Here is a 21633-nt window from a genome sequence, read left to right as displayed (position 1 = left end):
TTCGCGAGCAGAGCGTCCAGTGACTACCGGAAGGTGACGTCACTTCTGTTGACCTTGCAGTTGGCGTCGTTCCAGCCCTCACCGAGGTAGCTGGGTTCGCTGCCCTTGGCCACGCCCTTGTACTTGCCGCAGATGGTGGCCGAGCCGATGACGACCACGCGGGTGATCGTCGCGGTGTCGTTCCAGTTGCTGTTGATGCCGGCGAGCATGTCGATGTCGTCGACGAGGACGTTGTCGATACGCACGTGGCGGGTGTGTGAGGTGGAGCAGTTGCCGCAGCCGCGGTACAGCTTGCCGGATCCCCTGAGGTAGAAGCCGGAGATGTTGACCGTGCCGTTGCCGTTGTGCTGGAAGGTCTTGTCGCTGCCGCTACGCGCGCCGCCACCGATGACGTACGAGGTGCCGCCGTTGGTCTGCTTGAAGGTGGCGGCGTCCTCACCGATGTCGTTCCACCACACGTTGCGGATCGTGCAGGTGCCCTCGCAGTGCACGCCGTCACCGGCGGGCGAGCCGAGGATGACGTTCTGCAGCGTACCGCCGTTGGCGATCTTGAACATCGGGTCCTGCGACTCGCCCTGCCCACCGTCACCGATGCAGCAGTAGGTCTTCATCCCGCCGTCGAAGGTGCCGGAGACGTTGACCGTGCCCGAGATGCTCACCGAGCCGGCCGACGACGGCCACGCGCCGGTCGGCGTGCCCGGGTTGGTGGGTGGGTTCGTCGGCCCACTGGTCGGGGGAGTGGTCGGGTTCGACCCGCCGCTGGAGTACGTCTCGAACTCGGCGATCCGCGGCGTGCCGGACGCGCTGGTGATGACGAAGGAGACCTTCTTCAGCGACGTCGAGGAGAAGTTGATGGTGCTCGGGGCGCTGCTGCCGCTGGCCAGGACGGAGCCCGTGTCGTGGTTCTTGAGCTGCCAGCCGCTGATCGAGCCGCCGCCCGAGGACTGCACGATGACGGCCGAGGACACCGTGGTGGCGCTGCCCCACTTGACCGAGATCGTGCCGGTCGAGCCGCTCGGCGACCAGTAGGTGCCGGCGTTGCCGTCCGTGACGTTGCCGTAGCTGGTGCCACTGGCCTTGCTGGAGCCGTCGGCGCCGGCGCCGAGGCTCAGGTTCGTGGCGGCCGAGGCGCTGGGAACGTGCAACGCCAGCGCGACGACGGCACCTGCGACCACAGTGGCACCGCCGGCCAACCACCGTGTGACGACTTTGCGTCTCATCCGATTCACCTTTCGAGCATGAGTACCGTGTACGGGAAAGCGCTTTCCATAAACGATAGAGGTCGATCGATGGTGAGGCAAGCATCACACCTTATTAGCCTGGTTTGTTCGGTAAGACCCGATAACGCGCGGGTGCTGCGGCGTTGCCGGATCGGTGGGCACGCCACTCTGGCCGGCGCCGACCACAGCACAGCCGCCGGCCGCCTCGCGGTCGGGAGTCCGGCCTCCTGGGCGGGCCGGGGCGTCGCTGCCCAACCGGTACCCCGACGGAGGGCACCTGGGCTGGGGGCGGCCACTCGGACGTGGCCGTCCCCCGACGGGTACTGCTGATGGGCCCGTTCAGCGGTTCGCGGCCCCGTCGCCAGCGACGCGCTCGAACCGTACCCGGCTCAGCCATCCCGGCAGGTCGCTGAGCACGTACAGTTCGCCGCGCGCGTCGGCGTCGATCGCGGTCGGTTGGGTGGGGAAGCGGCCGATCGTGGCGGTCTCGTAGCCGCCCGTGGGTTTGGGGCGTACGGCGAACGCGAGGGTCGAGCAGTAGTCGCTCGCGATGTAGGTCCCCCGCGCCTCCGGGGTGGCGGACCCGCGGTACACCACGCCGCCGGTCACCGAGCAGCTCTCGGTCATGAAGTGTTCGTACTCGAAGACCGGGTCGGTGTACACCACGCCCGGGCGGCACTGCGCCGGGTCGAACACCGGCGTGCCCTCCCGGCAGGACCAGCCGAGGTTCGCCCCACCCTGCGACGGGCGGATGTGGTTGATCTCCTCGACCAGGCCCTGGCCGACGTCACCGATCCACAGTGAGCCGTCGACCGGGTCGACGGAGAACCGCCACGGATTGCGCAGCCCGTAGAGCCAGATCTCCGGCCGCGCGCCGCGCTTCTGCACGAACGGGTTGCTGGCGGGTACGCAGTAGGGCTTCGCCCCGCAGTTGCGGTTGACGTCGATCCGCACGATCTTGCCGAGCAGGGTGCCGAGGTCCTGACCGGCCTTGTACGGGTCGTTCGTGTGGCCGCCGTCGCCGAGGGACCAGTAGAGGTAGCCGTCGCGGCCGAACGCCACCTGTCCGCCGTTGTGGTTGTTGTACTCGGCGTGCTCCTGAGTGAGCAGCACCTGGAGCCGCTCGGGAGCGCCGATCGGCAGTCGCGCCAGGGTCAGCGCGCCGGCCGGCAGGCTCGTGTAGGCGACGTAGAGCATCCCGGTCCGCGCGAAGTTCGGCGCGGGCGTGATGCCGAGGAGGCCACGTTCGTTGCCCGACGTGTCGATCCGGGCGGTCAGGTCGAGCACCGGCTGGGTCGCCAGGCCGGTGTCGGGATGGTAGGCGCGGACGGTGCCGTTCTTCTCCGCGATCAGCATCCGGCCGTCCGGCAGTCCGGTGAGCGCGATGGGACGCCGGAGACCGGTAGCCACCTGTTCGGACACCACGGTCAGCTCGGTGAGGGGCACCGCTGCCCTGGTGGGGGAGGTGCCGGCCGCCGAAGTCGGTGGCAACAGGAGCGCGGACAGGACCAGGACGAGCAGTCCTGCCAGTGCGGGGGCTGGATGACGACGCCAGCGCGACATGTTCTCAGCTCCTCGAAGCGGATGCGGTGGAAACGGGATGCGGAAACGGCTCCACCATACATCTACAACTATCAATGCCAAAGTGAAGGAGAAGCATGCCAAGGTCGGTGGGGCGCCGACGTCGTCCGGGGTGGGGTGGGCGACCGGCAGGGGCGCATACATGTGACGTACGTGCTGGGACGCGCGGTGCCGGAGGTCCCCGGGCGGTCCTGCTTGACGAGCTATGGACTATCCGTAGCTGTGCGGGTAGAAATACATCTGATGTTCGCCCTGGGTGTCGTTGCTCCGGCCGCACATCAGACCACGCCTCAACGGGCCGCCGGTCGGCACCGATCGAACCTCCGGGTGCAGACGGCGACTGCGCTGATCTCTTCGGTAGTGATCTTCGACGTGCGATTCCCGACCCCGCGGCACCGCGACGGATCCGACGCCGTGCCGCGGCTCGCGGTGTGACAGGACGGAGTGAGCAAGATGCAACGCTACGGCGCGGTGATCCGGCTACGCCCGGAACGGCGTGCGGAATACCTGCGGCTGCACGCCGAGGTCTGGCCGAGTGTGGAGCAGACGCTCCGGGCGGCCAACATCCGCAACTACACGATCTTCCTGCACGACGACCTGCTCTTCGGTTACTACGAGTACGTCGGCACCGACCACGCCGCCGACCAGGCCCGGATCGCGGCCGACCCGCAGACGCGCCAGTGGTGGCAGCTCACCGATCCGTGCCAGCAGTCCCTGGCCGAACCGGACTCCGGGCACTGGTGGGCGCCGATGCAGGAGGTCTGGCATCTCAGCGAAGGCGGGACGGCATGACGCAGAGTTGATTGGTCTCGGGAGCCGAGCATGCCGGACGGTTGGCGGTGGGATGAGAGTCTGTTCCGGGGTAGCGCCGCCTACTACGACCAGGGGCGGCTGCCGTACGCGCCGGGCTACACCGACCGGCTCGCTGAGACGTTCGGGCTGGACGGTCGCGGTCGGCTGCTGGATGTGGGCTGTGGTCCGGGCACGGTGATCCTGCCGTTCGCGCGGTACTTCGGCGAGGCGGTGGGCGTGGATCCGGATCCGGGGATGCTTGTCGAGGCGGGGCGGCGGGCCGATTCCCTCGGGGTGCGGAACGTGACCTGGGTGCAGGCCCGTGCGGAGGATCTTCCCTGCGGGCTGGGAGCCTTTCAGGTGGTGGTCTTCGCGCAGTCGTTCCACTGGACCGACCGGGACCGCGTCGCGGCGACCGTCCTGGAGATGCTGCAGCCGGGCGGTTGGGTCGTGCACCTCAGTGACCTGAAGACGCCTCGCGCCGATCCGGCTCCGCTGCCGCGTCCGGCCCCGCCGTACGGCCGGATCGTCGCGCTGACCAGGGCGTACCTGGGTGAGGTGCGTCGTGCCGGGCAGGGCGTCCTGGTGAACGGGACGCCCGGCGGCGAGCGGGCGATCCTGGCTCGGGCCGGCTTCGCGGATCTGAGTCGTCTCGTCGTCGCGTCCGGTGCGGTGGTCGAACGCAGCGCGGACGATGTCGTCGCCTGGGTGTTCTCACGGTCGGACATGGCACCGCACCTGTTCGGCGAGCGGCGGGAGGACTTCGAGCGGGACCTGCGCGAGCTGCTGCGGGAGGTCTCTCCCGACGGCGTCTTCGCCGAGCAACTGCCGGACACCGAGATCCGGTACGGGCGGAAGCCCCTGCCATCCTCAGGTGACCCGCCATCCGGGCCCCGGGGACGGGGGCCGCGTCGGCGGTGATGTCGAAGATCTCGACGCCGAGCCGTTGTCCGTCGGGTCATCCGCCGCGACGCACCGCGATGGAGTAGAACAGCGCCTTACGTAGCCCCGGCATCTCCTGGTCGATCCGATCGGCCAGGGCGCGGATGGCGCGTTTGTGTGCTCTCAGCTCGCGCCACCGCGCGTGGAGATCCCGTGCCCCTTCGTGTAGTCGTCGCCGAGGACTCGCCGCTGCTCCGGGAGTGCCTCGTCGGCATCCTGAGCCGATTCGGCCACGAGACCATCGCCGCGGTCGCCGACGCCGACGCCGTCGTGGAAGTGGTGCACGAGGACCCGCCGGACCTGTTGATCACCGACGTCCGGATGCCGCCCAAGCATGCCGACGACGGACTGCGCGCCGCGGTGGCGCTGCGCGAGGCGCTCCCCGGTCTGTCGGTGCTCGTGCTCAGCCAGTACGTGGAACAGTCCTACGCCGTCAAACTCCTCGACTCCGACGACGGCGCCGGCGTGGGATACCTGCTCAAGGACCGGATCGGCGCGGTCGCCGACTTCATGACCGCCGTCGACCAGGTGGCGGCCGGCGAGACGGTCGTCGACCCGGACGTGGTCCGCCAGCTCATCCGCCGCCGGCAGAGTCCGCTCACCCGGCTCAGCCCGCGCGAGCAGGAAGTCCTGGCCCTCATGGCGCAGGGACGATCGAACGCCCACATCGGAGCGGCGCTCCACATCAGCGATGCCGCGGTCAACAAGCACGTCGGCGGCATCTTCAACAAACTTGACCTACCGGTCGTCACCGATGGGCACCGCCGCGTGCTCGCCGTCCTCGCCTACCTGCGCGGCTGATCCGCCTGGTCCGGCATCGCCCGATCCGTACCGAGGAGCGAGTGCCGCTGGATCACGGGATCGTCGTCGACACCGTCGGAGCCGCCGGCTGCTGGGAGCAGAGCATCGGGTGCAGCAACCGGGACAGGTCGGCGACGTCGGCGGCGGGTCGCGCGAAGCGCACCCGGGTCTGTCGGGTCGCCCCGGGTCGACCGTACGCGACGAGTAGGCCGTACCGGTCGATCCGGAGCACCTGCGGCGACTCGGTGCCGGAGAGCTTCAGCCGCCGGCGCAGGTAGCCCGCCACCTGCTCGGCGTGGTGGTCGGTGAGGTCGGCCAGCAACTCCGCCTCGACGGCGTGCAGCGGGTCGGGCTCGGCCCGCGCGTACGCCTGCGGGTCGATCCGGCGGGTTGCGCCGGCGTGCTCCCAGCGGGCCTCGGCCACCTCGAAGCGGTGTAGCTGGAACCGGTTACCGACGTCGAGCAGGTCGCCGGCCGGTTGGGTGGCGGCGAAGTCCATTGCGGCCTGACGTGCCTCGTCGCCGTCGAGGCGTTCGGCCCAGCCGGAGAGCCAGGCCCGGCCGAGTGCGGGAGCGCTGGTGGTGGGCGGTAGGTCGCGCACGTCGAGGACGGTGGCGACGTCGGTGTCCCCGGGGGGCGGCGTGAGCGCCGTGGCCAGGTCACCGGGGGTCGGCACCAGCAGCAGCACCCGGCCGTCGGGGTCGGTGGCGTGCCGGACCTGGTGCGGGCCGGCGCTGCGGGCCAGGTGGGCGAGGGCGGGCAGTCGGCCCGTGACGAGCGTACGCACGATTTCCGCCGGGCTGGGTCGCATGATCCCGAACTCCTCAACGTAGGTTAGCCTTACCTAAGTTGCAGGCTAGACCATTCGATCGGAGACGTCGACGTGAACCACCCCCGCCCCAAGGTCCGGCTCTCCCGAGCCCTTGGCATCCCACTGACCCGCAAGTGCGTGCGGTACTTCGAGCGACGTCCCTACCCGCCGGGCGTGCACGGCCGCAACCGGCGCAAGACCTCCGACTACCAGGTGCGACTGCTGGAGAAGCAGCGGCTGCGCCACCAGTACAACGTCAGCGAGGCCCAGCTGCGCCGCACGTTCGACGAGGCCGTCCGGGGCGCCGGGAAGACCGGCGAGTCGCTGGTCGCGCTCCTGGAACGGCGACTCGACGCGGTGGTGCTCCGGGCCGGGCTGGCCCGCAGCATCTACCAGGCGCGCCAGCTCGTCGGGCACGGCCACTTCACCGTCGACGGGCGCAAGGTCGACCGGCCCTCGTACCGGCTGCGGCCCGGACAGGTGGTCGCGGTACGCGAACGCAGCCGCGCCCTGCCACCGTTCCAGCTCGCCGCCACCGGCGCGCACGCCGACGACCGGCCCCGGCCGTACCTGTCGGTGGAGCTGACCGGGCTGCGCGCCACGCTGCTGCGCGAGCCCGCCCGGCACGAGGTGCCGGTGATCTGTGACGAGCAGCTCGTGGTGGAGTTCTACTCCCGCTGAGCGGTCAGCGGCGACCCGGTCCACCGTACGTGCCGCCGGTGCGGCACCGGCGGGTCGCCGCTGCCCACCGCGGGCCCCGCGGTGGCGTCGGTGCGGATCGGCTGCGTGCCGGTGGTGGCCCGGGCGGTCCACGCCGCCCACAGGCGGGCGTAGCTTCCGTCCGCGCCGACCAGATCGGCGTGCGGGCCACTCTCGACTATCTCACCATGGTCCATGACGATGATGTGGTCCGCGGCCACGGCCTGGGTGAGGCGGTGGGCGACGACCAGGGCGGTGCGCCCCTCCAGCGCCGAGGCGGCCGCCTGTTCGAGGTCGCGCGCACCCGCGCTGCCGGCTTCGGCGGTCGCCTCGTCGAGCACCACGACCGCCGGGTCCAGCAGCACCACCCGGGCGAGCGCCAGCTGCTGGGCCTGCGCCGCGGTCAGCCGGTGGCCGCCGTCGCCGACCACGGTGTCCAGGCCGTCGGGGAGGTTGAGCGCCCAGGCCAGGGCGCCGACGCGGGCCAGGGCCGCGGTGAGTTCCTCCGGCGTGGCGTGCGGGCGGGCCAGCCGCAGGTCCTCGCCGAGCGGGCCGGCGAACACGTGGGTCTCCTGACTGACCAGGGCGATCGTGCGGGCGGGCAGCTCGGTGACGGGGACGCCGCCCAGGGTGGCCTCGCCGTGCCCGGGGCGCAGGACCCCGGCGGCGATCGACGCGACGGTGGTCTTCCCGGCGCCGGTGGAGCCGACCAACGCGACCACCTGGCCCGGCCCGACCCGCAGGGAGACGTCGCGCAGCACCGGCGTGGCCCCGTCGTAGCTGAAGCTGACACCGGCCAGGACGAGGTCGTGCGCTGACGTCGCGGTGCCGCCCGTACGGCGTTCGGGATCCGTGCGGAGCACACCGACGAGGCGGGCCAGGCTCGCTCCCGCGTCCTGGGCCTTGTCGAAGGTGACCATCAGCATGAGGATCGGGCCGAACAGGCGGTGCAGCAGCAGCGCGGCCGCCGAGACCTCGCCGAGGGTGACGGTGCCCTGGCGGACGAGCAGGAACCCCACCACCAGCACCGCGCCGAGCCCGGTCAGATCCGCCCCGTTGATGCGTCCCACGAACCGGGTGTAGAGGGCGAACACGCTCGTCGAGATGTCCCGGGCGCGTGCGGAGGCAGCGGTGATGCCGGCGAGGTGCCGATCCTCCAACCGGTAGGCGTGCACCGTGCGGATGCCCTGCGTGCTCTCGACGAACTGCTGCGACCGCTGCGCGATGGCGACCCGCTCGGCCGCGTATGCCGGTGCGGCCTGGGGGAGGTACCACCGTAACCCGAGCAGGTAGAGCGGGACGGCGACCGCGCCGGCCAGCCCGAGCCGCCAGTCGATGCCGATGATCGTGCCGAGGCTGATCGCCGCCAGCAGCACTGCCGAGATCATGGTGGGTAGGACCTCGGAGACGGCCCTGTCGATGGCGCTGACGTCCGCGCCGACCCGCGAGACCAGGTCGCCCCGGCCCGCCCGGTCGAGCACGGCCACGGGCAGGCGCAGCGCGGTGTCCAGGACACGTTCGCGCAGGTCGGCGAGAATCCGCGCGCCCAACCGGCGGATCAGTTGGGCGCTGAGGCCGGTGGCCAGGCCGCCCACGACCGCGGCGGCCACGATGACCACGGCGACCGGCACGAGTGCGTCGGTGCCGCCACCGGCCCGGACCCGGTCGACAAGCAGGCCGAGGGCGTAGGCGGGAACGATCGCGGTGGCCGCGGCGAGCAGCCCGACGACCAGGGTGAGGCCGGTGGCGCCCGGGCGGGCCCGCAGTTGTGCGCCGAGCCACGCTCTGCTCTCGCGCGGGCTGGCCACGGGCAGGACCGGGTGGGTCATCGCAGCACCGCCCGGCGGTAGCTGTCGTGGTGCGTGACGAGTTCGGCGTGGGCGCCCTCGGCGGCGACGGTGCCGTCCCCGATGAACACGACCCGGTCGGTGGCGGCCAGCAGTGTCGGGCTGCTGGTGATGACGAGGGTGCCGTAGCCGGCACCCGGCCCGTGCCGCAGCGCGCGGATGCCGTCGGCGATGGCCCGTTCGGTGACCGCGTCGACGGCGGTGGTCGGTTCGTGCAGGACCAGCAGCGGCGGCCTGGCGAGCAGCGCGCGGGCGAGCGCGACGCGTTGGCGTTGGCCGCCGGAGAGGTTCGCGCCGCGCTCGGTGACCGGCATGCGCAGGCCCTCCGGATGCTGGTGTGCCACCTCGTCGGCGGCCGCGGCGCGCAGGGCCTCGGTGAGTCGTTCACCGTCGTCTTCGTGGAGGGCGATGTTCGAGGCGAGGGTGCCGGTGAACAGGTCGCAGCGGTGCGGTTCGCTGTGCAGCACGCGACGCGCCCGGCCGCGGTCCACGGCCTCCAGCCGTTCGCCGCCGAGCAGGATGTCACCGGTGTAGGCGTCGGGTACCGCCAGCAGCCGCGCCAGCGCCTCGGCGTCCGCCGGCCGGCGAGCCACCACACCGACGAACTCTCCGCTGTGGACGTCCAGGTGCAGACCGGCCAGAGGACCGTACGTCACGTCGGCCAGGCGCAGCTCGCACTCGCTGCCGCCGGGTGCGGCGGCACCTTCGGGCAGGACCACCCCGGCCCGGACGACGGAGGCGACCCGGTCGGCGGCCGCGCGGGCGGCGGCGGTCCAACTGGGTACGACCGCGAGCACGCCGAACGGTTCGATGAGAAACTGCGCCGAACCGATCACCGTGATGAACTGGCCGACCGTGATGCGGCCGGTGAGCGCGAACCAGCCCGCCATGAGCGCGATGCCCCCGGCCAGCAGGGTGCTCAGCATCGTGGACGCGCCCAGGTAGGTGTTCTGGGTCCGGGAGGCGCGCAACGTGGCCGCCAGGGCGTGGCGGTTCACCCGGCGGTACCGCTCGACGCCGGCGTCCTGGGCGCCGATGCCGCGCAACGGACGCAGCCCGGTCACCAGGTCCGTGGCGAGCGCGCTGGCCCTACCTGCCTGGTCCTGCTGTTCCCTGACGCGTCGGGCGATCAGCGGTGCGGTGCGGTTGAGGACCGCCAGCACGAGCGGGATGGCGATCAGCACGGTCAGCCCGAGCGGCGTCGAGATCAGCAGCAGCGCGACGGCGCTGACCGCGACCGCCACCAGCGCGCTGGTGATCCGCGGAATGTGGTCGAGCAGGTAGGAGGTGTACTCGGCATCGGTGGTGGTGACCGCGAGCAGGTCGCCGGTGTGCCGCTCGGTCCGTAGCACGCGCGGGTCCAGGATCCTCGCCGCCAGCTCGACCCGTAGCTGGTGGCCCTCCTCGGCGATGGCCCGTTGCAGGTGTCGCGCGCCGAAGCGGTACGTCACCACCAGGACGAGGTAGACCGACGCCAGGACCGTGATCCAGCTGAGCAGTGCGGAGAGGTCTCCGGTGGCCACGCCCCGGTCGACGATGACGCCGACGAGGATCGGCACCAGGGCCGCGCAGAGCTGGTAGACGCCGGCCAGGGCCGTTCCGGTCCAGAGGCGTCGCCCGTTGCGGGTGACCGCCCTACGCAGGATGGCGGTGCCGGCACTGGCCTTGCTCACTGCCTTGTACCCCCTGGTAGACGGCATCGGGAACGTGGAGTACTTTACCGATCACGTCTTAGGTAAGCCTTCCCTTACTATGTGAGTTGGAGTACTCCTTATGCGCCCCTCCCGGTTGCTCGCCGGAATCGTCGCGGTCACCACCACGCTCGTCCTCGCTGCCTGCGGCGGTTCCGCCGGCACCGACGACACGCCCGCCGCGTCCGGATCCGACACGGCGACGTTCCCGCTGACCGTCACCCACGCCCTGGGCACCATCACGATCGAGAAGAAACCCGAGCGGGTCGCCACCGTCAACTGGGCCAACCACGAGGTCCCCCTCGCCCTGGGGGTCGTGCCGGTCGGCTACGCCAAGGCCAACTTCGGCGACGAGGACGGTGACGGACTGCTGCCCTGGGACGCCGCCCGGCTCAAGGAACTCGGCGCTTCGACACCGGTGCTGTTCGACGAGACCGACGGCATCGACTTCGAGGCGGTGGCGAACACCAGACCGGACATCATCCTCGCCGCCTACTCCGGCCTGACGAAGCAGGACTACGACACCCTGACGAAGATCGCGCCGGTCGTCGCGTACCCGCAGGCGCCCTGGGCCACGTCGTGGCGCGACAGCATCAAGCTGGAGAGCCGGGCCCTGGGCCTGGCCGCCGAGGGCGACGCGCTGATCACCAAGATCGAGAAGCAGATGAAGGACGAGGCCGCGCGCTACCCGAAGCTGGCGGGCAGGTCGGCGATGTTCCTTACCCACCTCGACCCGACGGACCTCAGCAAGATCAGCTTCTACACCACGCACGACACCCGGGCCCAGTTCTTCACCGACCTCGGTATGACCCACCCGGAGAGCATCGCGAAAGCCTCCGCGGCGACCAAGGAGTTCAGCCTCACCCAGAGCGCCGAGCAGGTGCAGAACCTCAGCGACGTGGACATCATCGTGACCTACGGTGACGCCGACGGTGCCACCCTGGCCACCCTGCAGAAGGACCCGCTGCTCTCCAAGATCCCGGCGATCAAGCGGGGCTCCTTCGTCTCACTGCCCGGCAGCACCCCGGTGGCCACCGCCGCCAACCCGACGCCGCTGGGCGTCTCGTTCGTGCTCAAGGACTACGTCGACCTGCTCGGCAAAGCCGCCGACCAGCTCTGATGACCTGCGACACGACATCCGGGCCGGACGTCGCCCTGCGGCGACGCCCGGCCCGGACCCGCCTGACCTGGCTCCTGGTCGTCCTCACCGCGCTGCTGCTGGCTATGACCGCGTCGGTCGCCTTCGGCTCCCGGATCGTCGGCTGGGCCGACATCACCGCCGCTCTCGGCGGCATCCACGACACGCTCGACCAGGCGGCCGTGGTCAAACGCCTGCCCCGTACGGTGCTCGCGGCCCTGGTCGGCGCGGCGCTGGCCCTGTCCGGGGCCGTGATGCAGGGCGTCACCCGTAACCCGCTCGCCGACCCGGGCATCCTCGGCGTGAACATGGGCGCGATGCTGGCGGTCGCCGTCGCCATGGCCACCGTCGGGATGCACACCGCCACCATGTACATCTGGGTCGCCATCGCCGGAGCGGCGGTGTCCGCACTGTTCGTCTACGCGGTCGGCTCGCTCGGTCGCGGCGGTGCCACCCCGCTCAAGATCGCCCTGGCCGGGGCGGCCACCTCCGCCGCCCTCGCGTCGCTGGTGGTCGCGGTCGTGCTGCCCCGCGGCGACATCGCGGAGAACTTCCAGTCCTGGCAGATCGGCGGCGTCGGCGGAGCCACCTGGGACAGCATCGGCCAGGTCCTGCCGTTCCTGCTCGCCGGCCTGGCCGTCTGCCTGCTGTGCGCCCGGGCCCTGAACTCCCTCGCGCTCGGCGACGAACTCGCCGCCGGCCTCGGCGAACGCGTCGCCCTGGTACGCGGGATCGCCGCCGCCGGCGCGGTGGTGCTCTGCGGCGCGGCCACCGCGGTCGCCGGCCCGATCGCCTTCGTCGGCCTGATCGTCCCGCACCTGTGCCGGCTGCTCGTCGGACTCGACCACCGTTGGCTGCTGCCGTTCGCGACCCTGGCCGGCGCGGTGCTGCTGACCGCCGCGGACGTCGCCGGTCGGGTGGTGAACCGCCCCGACGAGATCGAGGCCGGCATCATCACCGCCCTGATCGGCGCACCCTTCTTCATCTACGTCGTCCGCCGGCAGAAGGTACGCGAACTGTGAGCACCCCGACCCTCCACGCCGTCACCCGCGGCCGGGTGCGGCGCAGCCGACGACGACGCGCCGTGCTGACCGCCCTCGGGGCGGCGGTGGCCGCCATGGTCGTCGTCTCGCTGATGGTCGGGCAGACCGTCTACCCACCCGGCGACGTGCTGCGGGTCGTCCTCGGCGACACCGTCCCCGGCGCCTCGTTCACGGTGGGTGAACTCCGGCTTCCCCGGACCGTCCTGGCCCTGGCGGCCGGGCTCTGCTTCGGCATGGGCGGTGTCACCTTCCAGACCATGCTGCGCAACCCGCTCGCCAGCCCCGACATCATCGGCATCAGCTCGGCGGCCAGCGCCGCCGCGGCCTTCGGCATCATCGTGCTCGGCCTCGGCGAGACGGGCGTCTCGGTCTTCGCCATCGTCGCCGCGCTCGGCGTCGCCGTCCTCATCTACCTGCTGTCGTTCAAGGACGGGGTGGCCGGCACCCGGCTCGTGCTGATCGGCATCGGCATCGCCGCCATGCTCAACAGCGCCACCTCGTACGTCCTCAACCAGGCCGGCCAGTGGGACCTGCAGGCGGCGACCCGCTGGCTCAACGGCAGCCTCAACGGCTCCACCTGGGACGAGGCCGTTCCGGTGCTGGCCGCCCTGGCCGTGTTCGGCCCGCTGCTGCTGACCCAGGCCCGCAGCCTGACCATGCTGCAGCTCGGCGACGACACCGCCGCGGCGCTCGGCACCCGGCTGGAGCGTACCCGGCTGATCTCGATCGTCGCGGCCGTCGGCCTCATCGCGTTCGCCACCTCGGCCACCGGGCCGATCGCGTTCGTGGCCTTCCTGTCCGGACCGATCGCCGCCCGGCTGGTGGGGGCCGGCGGCTCACCGCTGGTGCCGTCCGCCCTGGTCGGCGCACTGCTGGTGCTGGTCGCCGACTTCCTCGGCCAGTTCGCCTTCGACATCCGCTTCCCAGTGGGTGTGATCACCGGGGTCCTCGGTGCCCCGTACCTCATCTACCTGCTCGTCCGCTCGAACCGCGCCGGAGGCTCGTTGTGACCACCGACCACGCACTGACGACCGAGAAACTGACCGTCGGCTACGGCGACCGCGTCGTCATCGAATCGCTCGACCTGCTCGTCCCGCCCGGCCGGATCACCGCGATCGTCGGCGCCAACGCCTGCGGGAAGTCGACGTTGCTGCGGTCGATGTCGCGGCTGCTCGCCCCGCGAACCGGTCACGTCATGCTGGACGGCCGGCAGGTGCACCGGATGCCGGCCAAGGAACTGGCCCGCACCCTCGGCCTGCTGCCCCAGTCGCCGATCGCGCCGGAGGGCATCACCGTGGCCGACCTGGTCGGCCGGGGTCGCCACCCGCACCAGCGCCTGCTGTCGCGATGGAGCAGGGACGACGACCGTGCGGTGGCCGCCGCCCTCGACGCCACCCAGACCGCCGACCTGGCCGACCGGTCGGTCGACGAACTCTCCGGTGGGCAGCGTCAACGGGTGTGGATCGCGATGGCGCTGGCCCAGCAGACCGAGCTGCTGCTGCTCGACGAGCCGACCACCTTCCTCGACGTCAGCCACCAGGTCGAGGTGCTGGACCTGCTCACCGACCTGAACGCCACCCGCGGCACCACGATCGTGATGGTGCTGCACGACCTGAACCTGGCGGCCCGCTACGCGGGCCACCTCATCGCGCTGGCCGACGGTGGACTGCACGCCGCCGGGCCGCCGACCGAGGTGCTGACCGAGGACTGTGTACGGGCCGTCTTCGGCCTGGACAGCCGGGTCATCGCCGATCCGGTCTCCGGTCGGCCGCTGATGTTGCCGATCGGCCGACACCACGTCTCGGCCGCCCGGGTATAGCCCCACCAGGTGGGAGCTGCCCCTGCGCGGCCTGACCACGGCCGGGCACCTGCGGGTTCAGCTCGCGCCGAGCCGCCTGCGTACCCAGGGCACCAGGCCACCGGCCGCCACCAGATCGGCCACGAACGGCGGGGTGGGCGGGATCTGCCACCGCTGCCCGTCCGCGCTGATCAGCCCGGCGGCCAGATCCACCGTGACCTCGCCACCGTCGCGCAGCGCCCGGGCGGCCTCCCGGTGCTCCACCACCGGCAGGCCGAGGTTGACGCAGTTGCGGAAGAAGATCCGGGCGAAGCTCTCCGCCACCACCGCCTGCACCCCCCGTCCGCGCAGGGCGAGCTGCGCGTGCTCGCGCGACGAACCCATCCCGAGGTTGCGGCCCGCGACCAGCACACAGCCCGGCACGATCCGGGCGGTGACCGCCGGGTCGTACGCTTCGAGCAGGTGTGGTGCCAGCTCGACCGGGTCGGTGACGTTGAGGTACGCCCCGGGCACCATCATGTCGGTGTCGATGTCGTCGCCGATGCGGACCACCGGCCCGCGTAGCGTGCTCATCGGGCCCGCTCCGCCAGCAGCACGGCCGGGTCGGTCAGCTCGCCGGTGACCGCGCTCGCCCCGGCCACCCAGGCGTTGGCCAGGTACACCCGGGAACCGGGGTGGCCCATCCGGCCGACGAAGTTGCGGTTGGTGGTGGCCACCGCGACCTCCCCGTCGTCGAGGATGCCGGTGTGGCCGCCGAAGCATGCCCCGCAGGTCGGCGGGGAGATCATCGCGCCGGCCTCGACGAGGGACGCCACCAGCCCCTCGGCGAGCGCCTGCCGGTAGGTGCGCTGGGTGGCCGGCACCACCACCAGACGGGTGCCCCTGGCGACCTTCCGGCCGCGCATCATCTCGGCCACCGCCCGCAGGTCACTGATGGTGCCGTTGGCGCAGTTGCCGACGTACACCTGGTGCACCCGGATGCCGGTGCCGAACTCGTCGACCGGGCGTACGTTGCCGGGGCTCCACGGTGCGGCGACCAGCGGCGGCATGCCGGACACGTCGATGGTGACCTCCCGGTCGTAGCGTGCGTCCGGGTCGGGGGTCAACGCCTCGGGGCGGTACCCGAGCCGGGGTTCCAGCCAGTCCAGGGTGACCTCGTCGGGCGGGACGATGCCGGTCTTCGCACCGGCCTCGACCGCCATGTTGCACAGTGCCATCCGGTCGTCGACGGTGGTCCGCGCCAGCGCCTGCCCGGCGTACTCGACGGCGGCGTAGGTGGCGCCGCTGACCCCGGCCTGGCGCAGCAACGCCAGCGCCAGGTCCTTGCCGGTGACGTGGGGGGCGGGTCGGCCGGTGAAGGTGACCCGGTGCACCTCGGGCACCCGGATCCAGAGTTGGCCCAGGGCGAGCACCGCGGCCACGTCGGTCGAGCCGACCCCGGTGCCGAACGCGCCGAGTGCCCCGGCGGTGCAGGTGTGCGAGTCGCCGCCCACCACCACCTGGCCGGGGCGGATCCGGCCCTGTTCGGCCAGGAGCGCGTGCTCGATGCCGGCCTCGGCGGTGGCGCCGGTCTCCCAGTAGTCGGTGATGCCCTGCGCGTCGGCAAACTCCCGCAGCAGTCGTACCTGGTGGGCGCTGCGGATGTCCTTGGCCGGCCAGAAGTGGTCGGCGACGCAGGCCACCCGGGTCGGGTCGAACACCCGGGCGGCGCCCATCCGGGCGAACTCCCGCAGCGCCACCGCACCGGAGACGTCGTTGAGCATCAGCAGGTCGACGTCGAGCAGCCCGTAGCCGCCGGGCACCGTGTCGGTGACGCCGTGGGCGCGCAGCACCTTGGCGGTGAGGGTCATCCCGCTCACCGGGTGGCCGTCCGGGCCGCGACGGTGTCCTCGAAGGCGGTCAGCTCGCCGAGCCCGACCAGCTCGTTGAGCTGGTCCAGCGACATCATCGCCGGTGCGCCGGACCGGGTGTCGCCGGTGCGGCGCAGCCCACGCAGCAGCTCCAGGGTGGCGTACGCGCCGACCCGCAGCGCGGCGGTGGGGTAGATGGCGACGCTGAACCCCATCGCCTCCAGCTCGGCGGCCGGCAGCATCGGAGTCAGTCCCGTCTCGGACATGTTCACCACCAGGGGCCCGCCCCCGGCCAGCGCGCCGACCGCACGCAGCTCGTCGGCGCTCTGGGGCGCGTCGACGAAGACGGCGTCGGCGCCGGCCGCGCGGAAGCGTTCCACCCGGCGCAGTGCCTCGGCCAGACCGAGCGGGGCGCGGGAGTCGGTGCGGGCGACGATGGCGGTGGCCGGGTCGCGGCGACCGTTGACCGCCGCGTCGATCTTGCGCAGCATCTCCTCGACGTCGACCACCCGCTTGCCGGCCATGTGTCCGCAGCGCTTGGGCCAGACCTGGTCCTCCAACTGGATGGCGTTCGCGCCGGCCTGCTCCAGCCGGCGCACGGTGTCCCGGACGTTGACCACGTCGCCGTAGCCGGTGTCGGCGTCGACAAGCAGCGGCAGGTCGGTGACCGCGCGGATGGCGAGGACTCCGGCCACGTTCTCGGCGGCGTCCAGGATGCCGATGTCGGGACGGCCGTGCATGGCGGCGGCCATGGCGTACCCGCTGACGTAGACGGCCTCGAAGCCGGCGGCCTCGACCAGCCGTGCCTCCAGTGGGCTGCCGGCCCCGGCGACGACGTCGATGCGGGGGCGGCTCAGCAGGTCACGGGCGGTCGGGGCGGTGCTCATCGGTCCTCCGGGTCGGGTGTGTGCGGTGTGGTACGCAGGTCCAGCAGGGCACGGGCGACCTCACCCGCGCGCAGCGCGTCGAGCGCCTCGTTTACCTCGTCGAGCGGGTAGTGGCGGGAGACGAGCCGGTCCACCGGCAGCAGCCCGGCCCGGTACATCCGGATCAGCCGGGGGATGTCGCGGGCGGGGACCGCCGAGCCGAGGTAGGAGCCGCGCAGCGTGCGTTCCTCGGCGACCAGCGAGACCGCGGGGATGCTCAGGTCCCGCTGCGGATGGGGCAGCCCGACGGTGACGGTGGTGCCGCCCCGGGCGGTCACCGCGTACGCCTCGGCGAGGACCCGCTCGTTGCCGACGCTCTCCACCACCGTCTCGGCGCCACCGCCGGTCAACTCGCGGATCTGGGCCCGGGTGTCGTCCGTGCCGGCCCGCACGGTGTGGTGCGCGCCGAGCGCGGCGGCCAGGGCCAGCTTCTCCGGCAGCACGTCCACCGCGATCACCGGGTAGGCGCCGGCGGCGAGGGCGGCGAGTAACGCGCTCAGGCCCACCCCGCCCAGTCCGAAGACGGCCACCGAGGTGCCCGCGCGGACCCGGGCGGCGTTCTGCACCGCGCCCGCGCCGGTGAGCACGCCGCAGCCGAACAGCACCGCGACGTCCAGCGGCAGGTCGGCGTCGACGCGGACCAGGGACTCGCGGGAGACCACGGTCTGCCGGGCGAAGCCGGAGATCCCCAGGTGCTGGTGCAGCGGCTGACCGTCGGCGCGGCGGAACGGCCGGCCGCCGCGCAGCAGGGTGCCGGCGGTGTTGGCCGCCGCGCCGGGCCGGCACAGCGCGGGGCGGCCGTCGACGCAGGGCGGGCAGGCCCCGCAGGCGGGTACGAACGTGCAGACCACGTGGTCGCCGCAGGCGAGGTCGGTGACGCCCGGCCCGACCTCGGCGACCACACCGGAGGCCTCGTGGCCCAGCACCATCGGTACCGGGCGGGGACGGGCCCCGTCGACCACGGACAGGTCGGAGTGGCAGAGCCCGGCGTAGGCGAGGTCGAGCAGCACCTCACCCCGCCCGGGTGGGGCCAGCGTCAGGTCCTCCAGCACCAGCGGTCGACTGGTGGCGTACGGCGGGGTACGCCCGCTGTCGTGCAGTACGGCGGCGTGCACCATCCGGGTCTCCTCTGCCTCAGGTGGTGGGGGGTCGGCCGAGCAGGGCCAGGGCGGTCGGCAGGTCCACCACGTCGGCGTACTTGGCCTGCAGGTCCCGCAGGGACCCCTGGTGGGCGTCGGTGGCCCGGTCGGCGACACCGTCGCGGGGAACCACGACGCTGTAGCCGTGTTGGAGGGCGTCCACGGCGGTGGCCCGGACGCAGCCGGAGGTGGACGCGCCGACGACGACCACGCTGTCGCAGCGCTCGGCGGTGAGCAGCGCGTTCAGGTGGGTGCCGAAGAACGCCGAGGCGAACAGCTTGGTCAGCACGGGTTCACCGGGCCGCGGCGCGATCCGGGGGTCGATCCGGGTCCACCGGGAGCCGGGGCGCAGCAGCAGCAGGTTCGGTGACTTGGCGACGAAGGCGTGGGCGGTGCGTTCCGCCGCGTCGTCGTACTCGATGCTGGTGTAGACCACCGGGTTGCCGGCGGAGCGGGCGGCGGTCAGCAGGTCGCGGACCGCCTCGACCGCCGGGTCGGTGGCGCAGGACAGCGGCGAGGCGGGGTCGGTGAAGCCCAGGTTGAGGTCGACGACGACCAGGCACGGCCGGCGGCCGGTGCGCTGTGCGCCGCCGAACGCGCCGCGCCGGTACGCCTCCTCGGCGGTCTGCGGGGTGCTCATCGGGGTCCCGGGGAGCCGGTCGGCAGGGTGGCCCGGAACGAGGTGAGCATGGCGGCGTCGCGCAGGTACTCGCGGGCGGCGACCGGGTCGGCGGCGGTGCGCCGCAGCTTGTCGTGGTGCTGTTGCCGGACCGCCGGGTCGCGTTCCTGCATGAGCTGCCAGTTGCGGTGGGTGGCCTGCTGGATGTACGTCATCGCCACGTGCCGGCGGGTGGTGGCGTACTCGTCGAGGCTGTCGGCGGCACCGCCGATGGTGTCGTGCAGGGCCCGGACCGCGGCGATCGCGTCGTGGATGCCGCTGTTCATGCCCATGCCGCCGAGCGGGTTGTTGATGTGCGCGGCGTCGCCGGCCAGCAGCAGGTGCCCGGCCCGGAAGGTCGCGGCGACCCGCTGGTGCACGTTGTAGAGCGTGGTGTGGGTGACGTCATAGCCGGGTGGGTGGGCGGCGACGTCCTGGAGCCGGCGGGCCACGTCGGCGGGGTCGCGGGCCTGGTCCAGGTCGGTGCCGTCGGGGATGGGGAAGAGCACCCGCCAGTGCCGGGGGGTGCGCAGCAGGACCAGCCACTCCTGCGGATCGGAGACGTAGTTGACGTAGGCCAGGTCCGGCAGCAGGTCGGCCAGTTCGGTGGTGGTCGAGGCGACCAGGAAGCGCTCCTCGTAGGTGGTGCCGTCGAAGCCGATGTCCAGGTCACGGCGGGCGACGCTGTTGGCCCCGTCGGCGGCCAGCACCCAGGGGGCGTCGACGAGGTGGACGTCCTCGCCGGTGCGCACACTCAGTCCGATCCCGTCGGGCAGTGGTCGTACCCCGACGACGTCGGCGCCCACCACCACCTGCACGTGCGGGATCTGGAGCAACCGCTCGCGGATGATCCGGACCAGGTTGCTCTGCTCGCTCTGCAGCCGGAACGGGTAGCGGGTCTCCTCGGCCAGCACCGCGAGGTCGAAGTCGGCGACCACGCCGGCCCGCCGGTCACGGTACTGGTAGCGCGGGGCCCGCAGGCCGGTGTCGAGGAGTTCCTCGGTGACCCCCAGCTCGTCGAGCATCTCCAGGGTCGGTGGGTGGAACGTCGAGGCGCGCGACTCCAGCGGGTCGGCGTACTGCTCGTGCGCGGCCTCCAGGGCGAGGACCGGGATGCCGCGTTGGGCGAGCGCCAGCGCGGCGACCGACCCGACGGGCCCCAACCCGAGCACCACCACGGTGTCGGGGGAGAGCGGGCGCTGGAGAACGGAGGGGTGATCGGTTGCGGAGGTCATGCCTCACCAAATTCTCGTGAGATGAGAAATTGAGTACGAATATGCGAGAAAGGATAAGGCGGTGTCCTCCCAGTAGTCAACGGGACGAGATGCGGCTTGAGCTGGGAGAACTTACTCGATCATGGCGATACACAGTTGTTACTCGCTGGCGATGAACGAGAAACCCCAGGCTCTTGACCCTGCTCACGGGCCAGACGTATGGTCCTGCCACGTCTACTTCTCGTATAGCGAAACCAAGTCCTCGCATATTGAGAGCAGCCCTTCGGGGCGGTCCTCCACAGGCTCCGCCCAGCTTCTGACTCCCGGCTCCCGCCGGTCCCCCCACCGCTGGATCCCGCCTCACTCTCGGAGACACCATGAGCCGCACGCGAACACTGCGCGTCGTCGCCGCAGCGCTGGTCATGTCCCTCGGACTGGCCGCCTGCACCGCGGAGGACACCTCCACCGCCAGCGCGGAAGAACCGCTGGTGACCACCAAGATCAAGGCACCGGAGAAGACCCTCGGCGTCTGGCAGTCACAGGGTGACGGCGAGGGCCAGGTGGAGACGCTCTCCGGCATCAAGGCCGGTGCGGAGGCCCTCGGCTGGAAGGTGATCGTCACCGACTCCAACGGCGACCAGCAGGCGATGCAGAGCACCATGCAGTCGCTGATCTCGCAGAAGGTCGACGCCATCCTGACCGTCTTCGTCGCCAGCGGCCTGATCTCCGGCCAGCTCGCCCAGGCCAAGGCCGCCGGCATCCCGGTGATCAGCGTCGGCTACCAGGGCACCCCCAACCCCAACATCACCGCCGAGTACGCCCCGGACCAGGCCGAGGAGGCCAAGCTCCTGATCGAGCGGATGGGCCAGGACCTCGACCAGGGAGCCAAGATCGCCCCGATCGCCGTCCAGGGCTACTACGGCATCGACCAGGTCCTGGCCACCCTGGACCAGCAGAAGTCACAGCACGGCTTCAACGTCCTGCAGACGGCGAACGCCCCGGTCGCCGACGTCTTCAACGGTCAGACCAAGGCGGCGCTGAGCTTCCTCAACGCCAACCCGGACCTCGGCGCCTTCTACGCCGCGCTGGACATCGGCCCGCAGGCCATCGTGCCCGCCCTCAAGCAGACCGACCGCAAGGTGCCCGTCTACAGCTTCGGCGCGATCAGCTCCGCCCTGGAGGCGGTCCGCTCCGGCCAGGCGATCGTGGCCACCAGCGACGGCACGATCAAGGCGGGCTTCCTCGCCATCGACGCCCTGCTGGCCCTCTGGACCAACGACACCCCGATCCCGACCGACATCCCGGCCGAGGACGCCCTGGAATACAAGATCGTCGACGCTGACAACGCGCCGGCCAAAGGTTCGGCGGTCTACCCGCTGGCCGACGTGACCAAGGAGTTCACCGACCGGTGGGCCAGCGAGTACGGCACCGCCGACTGACCGTCATGACCCACGGCACGGACCAATCGACGACCCACCGGGTA

At 71.7% G+C, this 21633-nt stretch carries 20 protein-coding genes; 9 read left to right on the top strand and 11 right to left on the bottom strand.

The features are described from left to right. Positions 1-23: 23 nt before the first annotated feature. Entirely contained in the window at positions 24-1220 is a 1197-nt protein-coding gene (locus ACN28G_RS14130) for a pectate lyase (RefSeq protein WP_421479320.1), read from the bottom strand. Positions 1221-1559: 339 nt separating this feature from the next. Next, positions 1560-2783 (bottom strand): PQQ-dependent sugar dehydrogenase, encoded by a 1224-nt coding sequence (locus tag ACN28G_RS14125; protein WP_421479319.1) that lies wholly within the window; start codon positions 2781-2783, stop codon positions 1560-1562. Positions 2784-3254: 471 nt separating this feature from the next. On the opposite strand from ACN28G_RS14125, the gene ACN28G_RS14120 reads away from it, so the two are divergent. The 3 genes from ACN28G_RS14120 to ACN28G_RS14110 all read left to right on the top strand — a co-directional run bounded on the left by ACN28G_RS14120 (position 3255) and on the right by ACN28G_RS14110 (position 5336). Further along, positions 3255-3593, top strand: a complete 339-nt coding sequence (locus ACN28G_RS14120; RefSeq protein WP_091446644.1) for an L-rhamnose mutarotase — start codon at positions 3255-3257, stop codon at positions 3591-3593. A gap of 30 nt (positions 3594-3623) precedes the next feature. Beyond that, positions 3624-4514 (top strand): class I SAM-dependent methyltransferase, encoded by an 891-nt coding sequence (locus ACN28G_RS14115; RefSeq protein ID WP_421479318.1) that lies wholly within the window; start codon positions 3624-3626, stop codon positions 4512-4514. Positions 4515-4688: 174 nt separating this feature from the next. Continuing rightward, positions 4689-5336, top strand: a complete 648-nt coding sequence (locus tag ACN28G_RS14110; protein WP_091439896.1) for a response regulator transcription factor — start codon at positions 4689-4691, stop codon at positions 5334-5336. Positions 5337-5388: 52 nt separating this feature from the next. Here ACN28G_RS14110 and ACN28G_RS14105 read toward each other — a convergent pair whose 3' ends face one another. Beyond that, positions 5389-6147: a DUF2470 domain-containing protein gene (locus ACN28G_RS14105; RefSeq protein WP_091439893.1), complete on the bottom strand. Its 759-nt coding sequence runs from the start codon at positions 6145-6147 to the stop codon at positions 5389-5391. Between the two features lie 72 nt (positions 6148-6219). On the opposite strand from ACN28G_RS14105, the gene rpsD reads away from it, so the two are divergent. After that, a complete protein-coding gene (gene rpsD, locus ACN28G_RS14100; protein ID WP_091439890.1) occupies positions 6220-6828 on the top strand; it encodes a 30S ribosomal protein S4 in 609 nt (202 codons plus the stop codon). On the opposite strand, the gene ACN28G_RS14095 is transcribed toward rpsD, so the two are convergent. Both ACN28G_RS14095 and ACN28G_RS14090 read right to left on the bottom strand, forming a co-directional pair. Next, complete coding sequence (locus tag ACN28G_RS14095; RefSeq protein ID WP_091439886.1) at positions 6816-8675, bottom strand: ABC transporter ATP-binding protein; 1860 nt, start codon at positions 8673-8675, stop codon at positions 6816-6818. The two genes, rpsD and ACN28G_RS14095, sit on opposite strands and share 13 nt — an antisense overlap. Then, positions 8672-10366, bottom strand: a complete 1695-nt coding sequence (locus ACN28G_RS14090; RefSeq protein WP_229688600.1) for an ABC transporter ATP-binding protein — start codon at positions 10364-10366, stop codon at positions 8672-8674. The genes ACN28G_RS14095 and ACN28G_RS14090 overlap by 4 nt, the downstream gene beginning before the upstream one ends. A 100-nt stretch (positions 10367-10466) precedes the next feature. Between ACN28G_RS14090 and ACN28G_RS14085 the strand changes: the two genes are divergently transcribed. The 4 genes from ACN28G_RS14085 to ACN28G_RS14070 are packed head-to-tail and all read left to right on the top strand — an operon-like array spanning position 10467 to position 14384. Continuing rightward, on the top strand, positions 10467-11504 hold the full coding sequence (locus ACN28G_RS14085) for an iron-siderophore ABC transporter substrate-binding protein (RefSeq protein WP_091439882.1): 1038 nt from the start codon (positions 10467-10469) through the stop codon (positions 11502-11504). Then, positions 11504-12544, top strand: coding sequence for a FecCD family ABC transporter permease (locus tag ACN28G_RS14080; RefSeq protein WP_421479317.1), 1041 nt, complete (start codon positions 11504-11506; stop codon positions 12542-12544). The genes ACN28G_RS14085 and ACN28G_RS14080 overlap by 1 nt, the downstream gene beginning before the upstream one ends. Continuing rightward, a complete protein-coding gene (locus ACN28G_RS14075) occupies positions 12541-13575 on the top strand; it encodes a FecCD family ABC transporter permease (RefSeq protein ID WP_091439877.1) in 1035 nt (344 codons plus the stop codon). The genes ACN28G_RS14080 and ACN28G_RS14075 overlap by 4 nt, the downstream gene beginning before the upstream one ends. Continuing rightward, complete coding sequence (locus tag ACN28G_RS14070) at positions 13572-14384, top strand: ABC transporter ATP-binding protein (RefSeq protein WP_091439873.1); 813 nt, start codon at positions 13572-13574, stop codon at positions 14382-14384. The genes ACN28G_RS14075 and ACN28G_RS14070 overlap by 4 nt, the downstream gene beginning before the upstream one ends. A gap of 57 nt (positions 14385-14441) precedes the next feature. Here ACN28G_RS14070 and leuD read toward each other — a convergent pair whose 3' ends face one another. The 6 genes from leuD to ACN28G_RS14040 are packed head-to-tail and all read right to left on the bottom strand — an operon-like array spanning position 14442 to position 20171. After that, positions 14442-14936 (bottom strand): 3-isopropylmalate dehydratase small subunit, encoded by a 495-nt coding sequence (gene leuD, locus ACN28G_RS14065; RefSeq protein WP_091439868.1) that lies wholly within the window; start codon positions 14934-14936, stop codon positions 14442-14444. Next, on the bottom strand, positions 14933-16213 hold the full coding sequence (locus tag ACN28G_RS14060) for a 3-isopropylmalate dehydratase large subunit (protein ID WP_421480907.1): 1281 nt from the start codon (positions 16211-16213) through the stop codon (positions 14933-14935). The genes leuD and ACN28G_RS14060 overlap by 4 nt, the downstream gene beginning before the upstream one ends. 5 nt (positions 16214-16218) lie before the next feature. Further along, the gene (locus tag ACN28G_RS14055) at positions 16219-17100 is read right to left on the bottom strand and encodes an isocitrate lyase/PEP mutase family protein (RefSeq protein ID WP_091439861.1); all 882 of its coding nucleotides are present in this window, start codon (positions 17098-17100) and stop codon (positions 16219-16221) included. Further along, positions 17097-18257: a zinc-binding dehydrogenase gene (locus tag ACN28G_RS14050; RefSeq protein ID WP_091439858.1), complete on the bottom strand. Its 1161-nt coding sequence runs from the start codon at positions 18255-18257 to the stop codon at positions 17097-17099. Before ACN28G_RS14050 ends, ACN28G_RS14055 begins: the two co-directional genes overlap by 4 nt. Before the next feature lie 16 nt (positions 18258-18273). Further along, a complete protein-coding gene (locus ACN28G_RS14045; protein ID WP_421479316.1) occupies positions 18274-18918 on the bottom strand; it encodes an isochorismatase family protein in 645 nt (214 codons plus the stop codon). Beyond that, entirely contained in the window at positions 18915-20171 is a 1257-nt protein-coding gene (locus ACN28G_RS14040) for an FAD-dependent oxidoreductase (protein ID WP_091439852.1), read from the bottom strand. The genes ACN28G_RS14045 and ACN28G_RS14040 overlap by 4 nt, the downstream gene beginning before the upstream one ends. Before the next feature lie 356 nt (positions 20172-20527). On the opposite strand from ACN28G_RS14040, the gene ACN28G_RS14035 reads away from it, so the two are divergent. Next, complete coding sequence (locus tag ACN28G_RS14035; protein ID WP_421479315.1) at positions 20528-21589, top strand: sugar ABC transporter substrate-binding protein; 1062 nt, start codon at positions 20528-20530, stop codon at positions 21587-21589. Positions 21590-21633 lie beyond the last annotated feature (44 nt).

Origin of the sequence: Micromonospora sp. WMMA1923 (assembly GCF_049179195.1) — a bacterium.
GTDB lineage: Bacteria > Actinomycetota > Actinomycetes > Mycobacteriales > Micromonosporaceae > Micromonospora > Micromonospora yangpuensis.
Note: the sequence above shows the minus strand (reverse complement) of the source record. Positions and strands in the feature narration are given on the sequence as shown.

Bases quoted from the DNA above. Each gene is read 5' to 3' on its own strand.
- ACN28G_RS14095 (WP_091439886.1), bottom strand. From the start codon at position 8,675: ATGACCCACCCGGTCCTGCCCGTGGCCAGCCCGCGCGAGAGCAGAGCG.
- ACN28G_RS14060 (WP_421480907.1), bottom strand. From the start codon at position 16,213: ATGACCCTCACCGCCAAGGTGCTGCGCGCCCACGGCGTCACCGACACG.
- ACN28G_RS14120 (WP_091446644.1), top strand. From the start codon at position 3,255: ATGCAACGCTACGGCGCGGTGATCCGGCTACGCCCGGAACGGCGTGCG.
- ACN28G_RS14085 (WP_091439882.1), top strand. From the start codon at position 10,467: ATGCGCCCCTCCCGGTTGCTCGCCGGAATCGTCGCGGTCACCACCACG.
- ACN28G_RS14105 (WP_091439893.1), bottom strand. From the start codon at position 6,147: ATGCGACCCAGCCCGGCGGAAATCGTGCGTACGCTCGTCACGGGCCGA.
- leuD (WP_091439868.1), bottom strand. From the start codon at position 14,936: ATGAGCACGCTACGCGGGCCGGTGGTCCGCATCGGCGACGACATCGAC.
- ACN28G_RS14130 (WP_421479320.1), bottom strand. From the start codon at position 1,220: ATGAGACGCAAAGTCGTCACACGGTGGTTGGCCGGCGGTGCCACTGTG.
- ACN28G_RS14055 (WP_091439861.1), bottom strand. From the start codon at position 17,100: ATGAGCACCGCCCCGACCGCCCGTGACCTGCTGAGCCGCCCCCGCATC.
- ACN28G_RS14035 (WP_421479315.1), top strand. From the start codon at position 20,528: ATGAGCCGCACGCGAACACTGCGCGTCGTCGCCGCAGCGCTGGTCATG.
- ACN28G_RS14040 (WP_091439852.1), bottom strand. From the start codon at position 20,171: ATGACCTCCGCAACCGATCACCCCTCCGTTCTCCAGCGCCCGCTCTCC.
- ACN28G_RS14045 (WP_421479316.1), bottom strand. From the start codon at position 18,918: ATGAGCACCCCGCAGACCGCCGAGGAGGCGTACCGGCGCGGCGCGTTC.
- ACN28G_RS14125 (WP_421479319.1), bottom strand. From the start codon at position 2,783: ATGTCGCGCTGGCGTCGTCATCCAGCCCCCGCACTGGCAGGACTGCTC.
- ACN28G_RS14115 (WP_421479318.1), top strand. From the start codon at position 3,624: ATGCCGGACGGTTGGCGGTGGGATGAGAGTCTGTTCCGGGGTAGCGCC.
- ACN28G_RS14050 (WP_091439858.1), bottom strand. From the start codon at position 18,257: ATGGTGCACGCCGCCGTACTGCACGACAGCGGGCGTACCCCGCCGTAC.
- ACN28G_RS14080 (WP_421479317.1), top strand. From the start codon at position 11,504: ATGACCTGCGACACGACATCCGGGCCGGACGTCGCCCTGCGGCGACGC.